This window comes from Zwartia hollandica, from assembly GCF_019923725.1.
Classification (GTDB): Bacteria; Pseudomonadota; Gammaproteobacteria; order Burkholderiales; family Burkholderiaceae_B; genus Zwartia; species Zwartia hollandica.
Map to the genome: position 1 here is coordinate 254,097 of NZ_JAHXRI010000006.1, position 11,996 is coordinate 266,092.

Consider the following 11,996-nt stretch of genomic DNA (forward strand, 5'->3'; position numbering starts at 1 on the left):
GGATAGAAGATGAGTCACGATTCGATTGTGCACGACGACGAAGGCGCGGTACCCCCAACCCTGCCGTCAGACCCCTCACGTCGCTTCTGGATCGGCACGACCTGTGCCGTTGGCGGAGCAGCTGGAGCGGCGCTCGCCGTCCCCTTTGTCAGCACGTTTGCGCCCAGCGAAAAAGCTCGCGCAGCGGGCGCTCCGGTTGAAGTAGATGTCAGCACCCTCGCACCGGGCGAAATGCGCACGGTCGAATGGCGCGGTAAGCCGGTCTGGATTATCAACCGCACCAAGGAACAGCTCGGCTCGCTCAAGCAAAACGATGCTGAACTCGCAGATCCAAAATCCTTGCGTCCTGGCTTCACGCCTCCTTATGCAAAGAACGAGTGGCGTTCGCGTAAGCCAGACCTCTTCGTTGCTGTTGGCATCTGCACACACTTGGGTTGCTCACCGACGCCAAAATTTACAACAGGGCCACAGCCTAGCCTGCCCAACAATTGGGATGGTGGCTTCTTGTGCCCTTGTCACGGATCGACCTTCGACATGGCCGGGCGCGCTTACAAAAACAAGCCTGCCCCAGACAACCTCGAAGTGCCGCCATACCAATACCTGAGCGATACCCGCATCATTATTGGTGTAGACGAGACCAACAAGGCCTAACCCGCCCCCTGAACCACCCCGCATAACGCGATACTGATCAAAGTAAAAGGAGCCGTTTCATGGCTGGCGAAAAATCCGTCGAAACGACCGGACTGTTAGGCTGGATAGACCGTCGCTTTCCGCTGACATCAAGCTACAAAGCGCATCTGTCCGAATACTATGCACCGAAAAATTTCAACTTCTGGTATTTCTTCGGCTCACTATCTCTGCTGGTGCTCGTGCTGCAGATCGTGACCGGAATCTTTCTGGTCATGCACTACAAACCAGATGCGCAGTTTGCTTTCCAATCCGTTGAATACATCATGCGCGAAGTGCCTGGTGGATGGTTTATCCGCTATATGCACTCAACCGGCGCCTCGATGTTCTTCGTCGTGGTGTATCTCCACATGACGCGCGCGTTGATTTATGGCTCGTACCGTAAGCCACGCGAGCTCGTCTGGATCTTTGGTGTCGGCATTTTCTTGTGTCTGATGGCAGAAGCGTTCTTTGGCTACCTCCTACCTTGGGGCCAGATGTCGTTTTGGGGTGCGCAGGTGATTGTGAACCTGTTTTCAGCGATTCCTTTCATCGGCCCTGAGCTTTCGATCTGGATTCGCGGTGATTACGTGGTCTCCGACGCGACACTCAACCGCTTCTTTGCCTTCCACGTGATTGCGATCCCCTTAGTCTTACTGGGCTTAGTCGCGGCACACGTCATTGCACTGCACGAGGTTGGCTCGAACAACCCTGACGGTGTTGATATCAAAGCCAAAAAGGACAAATACGGTCGCCCTCTGGATGGCATTCCTTTCCATCCTTTCTACACCGTGCACGATATCCTAGGTGTTGCAGGCTTCATGATCATCTTCATGGCAATTATTTTCTTTGCGCCTGAGATGGGGGGCTACTTCTTAGAGTTCAACAACTTCGTCCCAGCCAATCCACTGGTAACACCACTGCACATTGCCCCAGTCTGGTATTTCACGCCGTTCTATTCGATGCTGCGCGCAACGACCGACGACTTCACATGGGTCTTGGCAGGTGGTGCTGTTCTGGCTGCAATCGTCTTGTTTCTGCGTACCAAAGGCCTCGTCAAACTGATCGCTCCAATCGTGTTGCTCGCCGTAGCAGTGCTTCTGCGCCTGATTGATGCAAAATTCTGGGGTGTGGTCGCCATGGGTGGCGCAGTGGTCTTGTTGTTCTTCCTGCCTTGGCTCGACTACAGCCCTGTCAAGTCGATCCGCTACCGTCCAGGCTGGCACAAGACGCTTTACGGCATCTTCTTTGCAAACTTTATCGTGTTGGGTTACCTCGGCACCCAAGCACCGACTGACATTTTTAACCTGATGTCGCAAATTGGCACGCTCATCTATCTGGGGTTTTTCTTTCTGATGCCAGTATGGAGCCGCCTGGGTACGTTTAAGCCGGTCCCTGACCGCGTCACGTTCCACGCGCATTGAGCCTAACTTTAATTACGGAATGACCATGATCAAGAAGCTGCTTTGTGCTCTTGCCCTAGTAATCACCTGCTCAGGTGCGCATGCTGCGGGCGGAGCATTCCCCCTCGAAAAAGCACCAAACCGCATTAGTGATCTCGCTGCGCTGCAGAACGGTGCCAAGCTGTTCGTCAACTACTGCTTGAACTGTCACAGCGCATCGTCTATGCGCTACAACAAGCTCAAGGACATTGGCCTGACCGACCAGCAAATCAGAGAAAGCTTGTTGTTCACTGGCGAAAAAGTCGGCGATTTGATGATGGGCTCAGTATCGGCCAAGGACGGGAAAATCTGGTTTGGTGCAACACCGCCTGATTTGTCGGTGATGGCAAGAGCGAAATCCATCAATGCCGGCCCAACTGGATCCGATTACATTTATACCTATTTGCGCACTTACTACAGAGATGCAAGCAAGCCTACGGGATGGGATAACCTAGCGTTTCCAAACTCGGGTATGCCCCATGTGCTTTGGGAGCGTCAGGGACTGCGCGAGTTGACGACAACCACCGTGCACCAGGCGCCAGCACAGTCTGGCAAGCCTGCAGGTTGGGAGCGCATCGTTACAACGGTTGATGCAAGCGGCTATGCCACCTCGAAAGTCGAGCCGTTAGCGAACTACCGGGGCAAAGCAAGCGTAGACCATAAGTTCAAATCCCTCGAGCCCCAACGTACAGCGGCTTACGACAGCGACATGGCTGACTTGACCGCCTTCATGACCTGGATGTCTGAGCCTGTTCAGCAAAAACGTAAGCAAATCGGTGTCTGGGTCTTACTTTTCTTGTCTATTTTCTTTGTGATTGCTTGGCGCCTGAACGCATCGTTCTGGAAGCACGTCAAGTAAGTTGTTTTTTCGGGCCAGCGTCTGCTCGACGTAGACGCTGGCCTTTCGCTTTTATCCGCATTCATTTTTAGGACGGAAATCCATCATGATGGTCCTCTACTCTGGAACCACCTGCCCATTTTCACATCGCTGCCGCTTTGTGTTGTTCGAAAAGGGTATGGATTTTGAAATCCGCGACATCGACTTGTACAACAAGCCGGAAGACATTGCGGTGATGAACCCTTATGGCCAAGTACCTATCCTGGTCGAGCGCGATTTGATTCTGTATGAATCCAATATCATCAACGAGTACATTGATGAGCGCTTTCCACATCCTCAATTAATGCCCGCGGATCCGGTGATGCGTGCGCGTACTCGCCTGTTCTTGTATAACTTTGAAAAAGAGCTCTTCATCCATGTGGCGGCTCTCGAAGACCGCGCTTTGCGCAGCGACGAGAAGCGTCTGAATGTGGCGCGAGCTGCAGTCCGTGACCGTCTGTCACAACTTGCACCCCTGCTACTCAAGAACAAGTATATGCTTGGCGAAGAGTTCTCAATGCTCGACGTTGCAATGGCTCCGTTGCTTTGGCGCCTTGATCACTACGGAATTGAGTTGCCGAAAACTGCGGCACCGATTCAGAAATACGGCGAGCGTATTTTTTCGCGTCCCGCCTATATCGAAGCATTAACGCCATCCGAAAAGGTGATGCGCCGCTAATTGCGGGGCAGCACTTGAAACGTAACGTCGCCGCATACCGCAATGGCTGAAAGCTCCACAAAACCGTACATGATTCGTGCTCTGCACGAGTGGTGTACGGACAATGGCTACACACCACATATCGTGGCGCGTGTTGATGCCAATACGATGGTCCCACCTGCGCATGTTCGTGATGGTCAAATCACCCTGAACATTGGCTCGCTCGCGACCAATCGTTTGGTATTAGGTAATGACGCCATTGAGTTTCAAGCACGCTTTAGTGGTGTGACCGAAAATCTGTATGTGCCGATTGCAACGGTGACTGCGATCTACGCTCGTGAAACTGGCGCAGGTATGGGTTTTGAAGTCGAACAAAGTGCCGAACTCACAGCACAAGCGCCCGCCTCAGCGAAACCAGCGACCGCAGAACCCACCAAGGCAAGCGATGCCCCAACACCGTCGCCGGACCCCAAGAAGCCTAGACTTACCGTCGTGAAATAGGCTCGTATAAACAGGATTTGCGCAAGACAACCTAGTCCGAACAAATCATTTATAATTCGTGCCGCTTTGAAATAAAAGCAAAATGCCGGAGTAGCTCAGTTGGTAGAGCAGCTCACTTGTAATGAGAAGGTCGAGGGTTCGATTCCTTTCTCCGGCACCAAATCAAACGGGCTGCTCCTTAAAAGGAAGCAGCCCGTTTTCTTTATTGCTGCGCAATAAACCTACACTAGCGCATCAGACCAAATGTTTTTGGCCCAGCCCCATGCGTAGGTTCCTTCGAGCGCTGTTGGCGCGGTTGAAAGTCCGCCCGAACCCGCTACCGTTTTGAACGTTTTTTCAGCGGCGACGTATTGATGCACGCTCGCCACGTGAACGACCTCTGACTCATTGACAAAGCTGTAACAGGTATTGGTCAACACAGGTTGCGGATTAATTGCAATTCCTGCCAACTCAGCGACGATTGCCGCAGCAGTAACCTTAGCGTGCTGATTGGCCATGTGCCCTGACTTAGGCATCAGCGGCGCGACCTGAATCGAATCGCCGATGATGTGCACGTCTTTTGCTTTCGTTGATTCAAAGTTCAGATAGTTAACCGTGGACCACCGACCATTTGCATCGGCAAGCCCCGCTTTCACAACAAGATCTCCGGCGCGCATTAGAGGCAACACATTGAGCACGTCTGCCTTAATGTCATCCTGAACATCAAACTTGAGTGTTCGTGTTTTGGCATCTACTGCCGTCACGTTGTGCTCAGGCCTGTATTCAATAATGCCTGGGTACATCTTGGCCCAGGCCTCCTTGAACAGCTTACCTTTAGACGTCACGTCTTGATTCGCGTCTAACACCAACACTTTAGATTTGGGTTTGTGCTTCTTCAGATAGTTTGCAACCTGGCACACGCGTTCGTACGGGCCGGGAGGGCAACGATAAGGTGCCATCGGGATCGATAGTGCATACACACCGCCGTCTTTCATATCAGCGATCTGCTTGTGTAATGCGACAGTTTCCGGACCAGCCTTCCATGCTTGTAACGTGACGCCTGCTTTGTTAGCAGCATCCAGTCCTTCGATACTCTCCATCATCAGGCCGATGCCTGGCGACAACACGAGCTTGTCGTATTTGACGGTCTTACCTGATGCAAGCAGCACCGTTTTTTTCGTTGCGTCAATACTCGCGACCGAATCTTTGACCATCTTGACGCCATGATTTTTTTCCAGCCCGGCGTAGGGCGAAGTGATCTCAGCAATTTGGCGAGAGCCCCCCACAACCAAGTTAGACATCGGACACGAAATAAATTGTGCATTGGGCTCGATTAATGTCACTTGTGCAGTGTTGTTCGAGAGCAAACGCAAATACTTGGCGGCTGTGGCACCGCCATAGCCAGCACCGACCACCACGATCTGTGCCGACTTCAGCGTATTGGCGCGCGTTTGTGTGCTCACGCCCATCGCAAGTCCGGCGACTGCGGCGCTTTGTCCCAGAAAAATTCGACGATTCATTCTTATCCCCTTAGTTCTTCTTGCCGAGTACATCGGCAATGATTTTCAACTGTTCGTCGGTATAGCCTTTCGCAAGTTGATGCATGATCGTTCCTGTACGGGCACCTGTCTTATAAGCTTGCAGTTGTTCATACATTGCAGAGCTTGTCAGTTGGTTAATAACGGGCATGGTCGCACCCGGTGCGCTCACGCCGTTCGTGCCATGACAGTTCGCACAGGTCGCCGCTAGACTTTGTGCGTATAGTCGCTGGGCCTGGATATCTTGAGCGGATGCAGTCGCCGCAAACATCGCTGCGCAAACGCCGGCAGCGAGCAATCCCTTTTGTAATGAAACACTTGCCATGATGGTCCGTCTCCTAATATCTATAAATATTTGCTTTAATAATCGCTCGAGGGCAAGTCACTAGCAATTCATACTTACCCTCGTGCCCAATCAGACGCCATGCGTCTTAAACCACTGTAAGCATTTTTCCCAACCGTCTTTCGCGGGACCTGCTTGATAGGTCGCGCGATAATCCGCGTGAAACGCGTGAGGTGCTTCTGGATATATCTCAAAACGAGAGGCACCTGCTGCCTTGTTGTCTTTCGCCGCAGCGAGTGCCTGCTTCATTTGGTCCACAGTATCCAAGCCTATCCCCGTGTCTTTGCCGCCATACAGACCTAGTACGGGCGCCTTCAACTGCGTCGCCAGATCAACGGGATGCGCAGGGAAGTTTTCACTTTTATCCCCAACAAGTCTCCCATACCAGGCTACGCCCGCACGTATTTGCGGCAGATTGGCGCATGCCAACCATGTAATGCGGCCGCCCCAACAAAAGCCCGTCATGCCCACACGCTCCAAGTCGCCGCCTTTTTGTCCTGCCCATTTGAGCGCAATACTGATGTCGCCCATCACTTGTTTGTCTGGGGTCTTACTGACGATTTGGGCCATGATCTCTGCCATCGTGCCAAGAGAGCTAGGGTCTCCTGCTCGCGTAAAGAATTCTGGTGCTATGGCGAGATATCCCTGTTTTGCAAAGCGTCGCGCAACATCCGCTATATATTCGTGCACACCAAAGATTTCACTGGCGATCACAACGACCGGTAATTTTCCGGCAGTATTCTTTGGCCTCGCTACGTAGGCATATAACTCAGTGTCGCCGTCCTTGATGGTCTCTTCTCCGGCCTCGATGCCATCGAAGTTGGTTTGAATCACCTGAGCAAAGGTTGGTTCAGCGACCGACGCAAATCCTAAACAGGCCGTTGCAGCCGTCGTGTTGCGCAAAAACTCTCGGCGAGAACGGCGTGGCTTACCTGCTAGCGCCTCAATGTCGTTAATCTGGTCTGAATGCATGGGATCTCCGCTAAGCAAAACATTTTTTAGTTATTCAGGTCAGTCTACCCTAGGGTATGCCTGAATATCCATCGCTTTATTGTTATATTACTTTTACATCTTTATTTATAACTAAAAAATATAGCTGTGTCAGCCACTATTTTTTCTTTGCGTAGGAGGCCTCTTGAAAACGAATGATCTGCGGCTAAAGCTGGGTCGACTTAAGCGAGCGCCAGAAAACTTTGTTCCTGCTGAGCTTGCCTCAGAAGTATCGGCAAACGGGATTACCGAGGCACGACGCAGTTTCCTACGAAACAGCTTTTTAACAGCGATGGCAGCTGGCGCTAGCACCGCAACAGCAGCGGCGCTTGCCCAAGGCGCCAAAGGCGACCCGAACATTCTTGAAAAACAGGTTTGGCAGACCACGCTAGGCCAACCTGTTGCCGCCAAACCCTATGGCATGCCCTCCAAGTACGAGGCAAATCTACAACGTCGCGAATCGCCTGGCCTAACACGCGTTTCAGCCGCTTCGGTTGCGTTTGCTCCACTACAGGGACTGTTTGGGATCATCACGCCCAACGGCCTGCATTTCGAGCGCCACCATCAGGGCTGGTACGACATTGATCCTGCCAAACATCGACTCATGATCAATGGCTTGGTCAAGCAGGAGTTAGTCTTCACAATGGAAGACCTGATGCGTTTGCCTTCCGTTTCACGCATCCACTTCATCGAATGCGGAGCGAACACAGGAATGGAATGGGGCAACGTTGCTGTCCCTACCGTGCAATACACCCACGGCATGCTTTCCTGTTGCGAATTCACCGGCGTGCCCCTATCCATCCTGCTGGACATGGCTGGAGCCGACACAAAAAAGGGCAAGTACATTCTGGCCGAAGGTGGGGATGGTTCGGGTATGACTCGTACCATCTCGATGGAAATGGCGCTCGATGATGTGCTCGTTGTCTGGGGAATGAATGGCGAAATGCTGCGCCCAGAAAATGGTTATCCATTGCGCTTGGTCGTCCCGGGCGTCCAAGGCGTCAGCTCGGTGAAATGGTTGCGTCGGATAGAAGTCGGCGATATGCCCTACGCTTCAAAAGATGAAGCAGTGCATTACATGGACTTGATGCCAGATGGTATGCACCGACAATACACCTCAATTCAAGAGTGCAAGTCAGTCATCACCACACCCTCTGGCGGACAGCAGCTGCTCGAAACAGGCTTCTACAACATCAGCGGCATGGCATGGTCTGGTCGCGGCAAGATCAAGCGCGTTGACGTCTCGGTGGATGGCGGACGCAACTGGCGCGAAGCGCGCATGGAGACCCCCGTATTAACCAAAGCCATCACGCGCTTTAATATCGATTGGGTTTGGGATGGGAAGCCTGCAATATTGCAGTCGCGCGCTACGGACGATACGGGCCATATTCAACCGTCCTACAGAATGCTGCGCGAGGTCCGCGGGACTCGTTCGATTTATCACAATAACGCGATTCAATCCTGGAAAGTAGACACCAACGGGGAGGTCAGCAATGTACAAGTTGGCTAAACGTCTAACCGGCATCGTGACACTCACATTACTGAGTGGCTTGGTCCATGCTCAAGATACAAAGAAGTTTCCTGGTATAGGCCGCACTGCCACGCCCGCTGAAGTTGCAGCATGGGATATTGATGTACGCCCTGACTTCAAGGGCATCCCGAAAGGATCGGGAACGGCAGAGCAGGGGCAAGAGCTCTGGGAAGCAAAGTGTGCGAACTGCCATGGTGTTTTTGGTGAATCGAACGAAGTGTTCACCCCGATCGTCGGTGGAACAACCGCGAAAGACATCAAAACGGGGCGTGTTGCCTCGCTCACCGATCCCAACCAGCCACAGCGCTCGACCCTGATGAGGGTCTCCACGCTCTCGAGCTTGTACGACTACATCTATCGCGCCATGCCTTGGAACGCTCCTCGCACACTATCTGCGGACGATACCTACGCATTGGTTGCCTACATTCTTGCGCTAGGGGAGATTGTCCCTGAGGACTTTACCCTGAGCGATAAGAATATGAATGACGTACAGGCACGCATGCCAAACCGAAACGGCACAACAACTCAACACGGGATGTGGGCAATCGAAGGAAAACCAGACGTACAGGGCGACGCCTGCATGAGCAACTGCCTACCTGACGGCAAAATCACCTCGTCATTGCCGGATTTTGCGCGGAATGCCCACGAAAACATCGCCGAGCAAAATCGTAGCTTTGGTCCCTTTAGAGGGGCGGATAGCACCAAACCACCGCTTAAAAGCCTCCCGGGAGCGGGTTTTATCACCCCAGTCGCGGCAGTAACCGCCCCGGCAAGTGCCTCTCCCTCGACGACCTCGGCCCCCGCCAACGGGGCAACACTGCAAGCCGCCTTCCAAAAGCATAACTGTACGGCCTGTCACGCGCCGGCCGCAAAGGGCGTTGGCCCCTCCATCGCTGAGGTAGCAAAAAAGTACAAAGATCAGGATGTCGTTGCTAAACTAGCGTCAAAGGTTAAGTTGGGTGGCGCTGGCGCATGGGGCGCCATTCCCATGCCACCGCATCCTCAATTGCCCGATGCGGAGATTACGAGTTTAGTAACATGGATGCTAAAGACGCCCTAGGCATCAACGCCTACGCCTATAAACGAATTCAACTATCAATCTATTTATCCAGTAAAGGAACTCTCATGAACGTACAACGTCGCAGACTTCTGCAAATGTCAGCAATAGTCGGGCTCATGGCCAGTGCCGGCCTGATGACCCAGGCTGAAGCAGCCGCCTGGAACAAGGCTGCCTTCGAAGCCAAATCCATCGATGACGTAGCCAAGGTTTTTGGTGGCGCCACGCCAACTAAATCGGATGCCATTACCTTGCGTGCACCGGATATCGCAGAGAACGGTGCGGTTGTACCAATCGGTGTTGAAACAAACCTTAAGGCCACCGAGCTCGCCATCTTGGTTGAAAAGAACCCAAGCGCACTCGCTGCAATGTTTATTATTCCCGCCGGATCTGAGGCGTTTGCATCCACGCGCGTCAAGATGGGGCAAACCTCGAATGTCTTTGCCCTGGCAAAAGTAGACGGTAAGTGGCTAATGACTTCCAAAGAGGTCAAGGTAACCCTAGGCGGCTGCGGCGGCTAAGTGTGCCGATGTCGCAAGTACAGAACAAACACTGAACATAGCAAAGAGAGATAATCATGGCAAACCCAATGCGCATTCGTGCAACCGAAAAAGACGGGGTAGTGGACGTACGTGTGCTGATGAAACACGACATGGAAACCGGTCAACGTAAAGACGCCGCGGGCGCAACTATCCCCGCTTGGTTTATTTCAACGCTCGAAGCAAAGATCGGTGACAAACTGGTCTACTCAGCACAGTTCGGGCCTGCAGTATCAAAAGACCCCTACCTACAATTCAAATTAAAAGGCAGTGGTAAGAAAGGCGACACGATCGTCGTGACCTGGGTCGATAACAAAAACGAGACCCGTACGGATAAAACAGACGTCAAATAATTTTGATATGTCGGTAAAAGTCGAACCGCGATTATGCGGTTCGCACAAATGGAGACAACCATGAAACGGTTCTTATTCGCTGGGCTGACAAGCGTCTTGCTCAGCTCATCTGCTATCACACTCGCGCAATCGGCCTCAGACCAGCTTGCGGAATATCGCAAAATGCTGGCTGATGGCAACCCCGCAGAATTATATGAAGCCGAGGGCGAAGAGTTATGGGAAAAACCTGCAGGTCCTAAGAAGGCTTCGCTTGAAAAATGCGATCTTGGCCTTGGCCCAGGCGTTGTGAAAGGGGCTTCAGCACAACTGCCACGCTATTTTGCCGACACCAATCGCGTACAAGATCTCGAATCGCGCTTGATGACCTGCATGACGACCCTACAAGGGATTCCAGAAGCTGAAATGGTCAATGGTTCCTTTGGTAAGGGCGTGCGTAAGAATATCGAAGCGATCGTCGCGTATGTCGTCACGCAATCGAAAGGGATGAAGATCAACGTATCAGTGAACCACCCAAAAGAAAAAGAAATGCTCGCACTGGGTGAAAAGATCTTTTATCTACAAGGTGGTCCGATGGACTTCTCGTGTGCCTCTTGCCATGCGGTGGACAACAAGCGTATTCGTATGCAAGATCTACCTAACCTGACAGTACAGAAAGGTGCGGCGGAAGGTTGGGGTAACTGGCCTGCCTATCGCGTTTCGAGCGGAACCTTCTGGACGATGCAACAACGTCTGAACGATTGCTATCGTCAACAGCGTATGCCTTTCCCGATTTACGGCTCCGACGTCACAATCGCTCTGTCCGTGTTTATGGCAAACACTGCAAACGGCGGAACGGTGAACACACCGGGCCTCAAACGCTAACTCCAGGGAGATAAAAATGAACAACACACTACTCAAACTGGCTGCTGGCACCACCTTGGCTCTAGGCAGCATCATGATAAGTGCCACCGCCACGGCACAAAAAGTTGATCCCGCCGTACAAGCTGTGATGGATCGTAGCTTCCGTGAGCAAGGAATTGCCAAGCTGGATCGCATTCAGCAAGACGAGATCCAAGCACTCTGTTCGGATGAGAAGTTTCGTGACAGCCCTGAGGGCAAGAAGAAAGCCGAGGCGCTGCAAGCTGCCGCACTTGCTGCGATTAAGCCACCCTCAGACGGAAAATATTTAGGCAACTGGGCTACGGGCGAGAAGATTGCACAAAGCGGGCGTGGTGCAACTTGGACCGACTCTTTAAAAACCGTTAATGGCGGAGGCTGCTACAACTGCCATCAGGTTTCAAAACAAGAAATCTCTCACGGTACGATTGGTCCGTCCTTACTGGGTTACGGAAAAACGCGTGGCAACAGCGACGTTATCCTGACCTACACCTGGAATCGAATTAGCAACTCTAAAGCCTATAACGCTTGCAGCAATATGCCTCGTATGCAGCACTTTAACTTGCTTACCGAACAGCAAATTAAAGACGTAATGGCGTTACTGCTTGATCCTGCCTCACCTGTTAATCAATAAAGTAGTCGAATC

General features: G+C 52.3%; 14 protein-coding genes and 1 tRNA gene. 12 read left to right on the forward strand and 3 right to left on the reverse strand.

Translation table 11 applies throughout. The features are described from left to right. Nucleotides 1-9 precede the first annotated feature (9 nt). The 6 genes from petA (at nucleotide 10) to KZZ10_RS04540 (ending at nucleotide 4,304) form a co-directional block, all read left to right on the forward strand. Nucleotides 10-651, forward strand: coding sequence for a ubiquinol-cytochrome c reductase iron-sulfur subunit (gene petA, locus KZZ10_RS04515; protein WP_259660310.1), 642 nt, complete (start codon nucleotides 10-12; stop codon nucleotides 649-651). Between the two features lie 59 nt (nucleotides 652-710). Continuing rightward, nucleotides 711-2,090, forward strand: coding sequence for a cytochrome b (locus KZZ10_RS04520; protein ID WP_259660311.1), 1,380 nt, complete (start codon nucleotides 711-713; stop codon nucleotides 2,088-2,090). A gap of 19 nt (nucleotides 2,091-2,109) precedes the next feature. Continuing rightward, on the forward strand, nucleotides 2,110-2,967 hold the full coding sequence (locus KZZ10_RS04525; RefSeq protein ID WP_259660312.1) for a cytochrome c1: 858 nt from the start codon (nucleotides 2,110-2,112) through the stop codon (nucleotides 2,965-2,967). A gap of 85 nt (nucleotides 2,968-3,052) precedes the next feature. Beyond that, entirely contained in the window at nucleotides 3,053-3,664 is a 612-nt protein-coding gene (locus KZZ10_RS04530) for a glutathione S-transferase N-terminal domain-containing protein (RefSeq protein WP_259660313.1), read from the forward strand. A gap of 42 nt (nucleotides 3,665-3,706) precedes the next feature. Further along, entirely contained in the window at nucleotides 3,707-4,144 is a 438-nt protein-coding gene (locus tag KZZ10_RS04535; protein WP_259660314.1) for a ClpXP protease specificity-enhancing factor, read from the forward strand. An 84-nt stretch (nucleotides 4,145-4,228) separates the two neighbouring features. Beyond that, a tRNA-Thr gene (locus tag KZZ10_RS04540) sits at nucleotides 4,229-4,304 on the forward strand. 61 nt (nucleotides 4,305-4,365) lie between these two features. Here the strand turns inward: KZZ10_RS04540 and KZZ10_RS04545 are convergent. The 3 genes from KZZ10_RS04545 to KZZ10_RS04555 form a co-directional block, all read right to left on the reverse strand. Beyond that, nucleotides 4,366-5,643, reverse strand: a complete 1,278-nt coding sequence (locus KZZ10_RS04545; protein WP_259660315.1) for an NAD(P)/FAD-dependent oxidoreductase — start codon at nucleotides 5,641-5,643, stop codon at nucleotides 4,366-4,368. A 10-nt stretch (nucleotides 5,644-5,653) separates the two neighbouring features. Further along, nucleotides 5,654-5,986 carry a c-type cytochrome gene (locus KZZ10_RS04550; RefSeq protein ID WP_259660316.1) on the reverse strand — a complete coding sequence of 111 codons (333 nt, stop codon included), beginning with the start codon at nucleotides 5,984-5,986 and terminating at the stop codon, nucleotides 5,654-5,656. A gap of 90 nt (nucleotides 5,987-6,076) precedes the next feature. Continuing rightward, on the reverse strand, nucleotides 6,077-6,976 hold the full coding sequence (locus tag KZZ10_RS04555) for a dienelactone hydrolase family protein (RefSeq protein ID WP_259660317.1): 900 nt from the start codon (nucleotides 6,974-6,976) through the stop codon (nucleotides 6,077-6,079). Nucleotides 6,977-7,139: 163 nt separating this feature from the next. Here KZZ10_RS04555 and soxC point away from each other — a divergent pair, with 163 nt between their 5' ends. From soxC to soxX, 6 genes are all read left to right on the forward strand, one after another. After that, nucleotides 7,140-8,504, forward strand: a complete 1,365-nt coding sequence (gene soxC, locus KZZ10_RS04560) for a sulfite dehydrogenase (RefSeq protein ID WP_259660318.1) — start codon at nucleotides 7,140-7,142, stop codon at nucleotides 8,502-8,504. Then, nucleotides 8,488-9,585 (forward strand): c-type cytochrome, encoded by a 1,098-nt coding sequence (locus KZZ10_RS04565; RefSeq protein WP_259660319.1) that lies wholly within the window; start codon nucleotides 8,488-8,490, stop codon nucleotides 9,583-9,585. Before soxC ends, KZZ10_RS04565 begins: the two co-directional genes overlap by 17 nt. A 65-nt stretch (nucleotides 9,586-9,650) precedes the next feature. Beyond that, nucleotides 9,651-10,103, forward strand: a complete 453-nt coding sequence (soxY, locus tag KZZ10_RS04570) for a thiosulfate oxidation carrier protein SoxY (RefSeq protein WP_259660320.1) — start codon at nucleotides 9,651-9,653, stop codon at nucleotides 10,101-10,103. Between the two features lie 56 nt (nucleotides 10,104-10,159). Beyond that, a complete protein-coding gene (soxZ, locus tag KZZ10_RS04575; RefSeq protein ID WP_259660321.1) occupies nucleotides 10,160-10,474 on the forward strand; it encodes a thiosulfate oxidation carrier complex protein SoxZ in 315 nt (104 codons plus the stop codon). Between the two features lie 60 nt (nucleotides 10,475-10,534). Continuing rightward, nucleotides 10,535-11,335, forward strand: a complete 801-nt coding sequence (gene soxA / locus KZZ10_RS04580; protein ID WP_259660322.1) for a sulfur oxidation c-type cytochrome SoxA — start codon at nucleotides 10,535-10,537, stop codon at nucleotides 11,333-11,335. A 16-nt stretch (nucleotides 11,336-11,351) separates the two neighbouring features. After that, nucleotides 11,352-11,984: a sulfur oxidation c-type cytochrome SoxX gene (gene soxX, locus KZZ10_RS04585; RefSeq protein WP_259660323.1), complete on the forward strand. Its 633-nt coding sequence runs from the start codon at nucleotides 11,352-11,354 to the stop codon at nucleotides 11,982-11,984. Nucleotides 11,985-11,996: the final 12 nt, after the last annotated feature.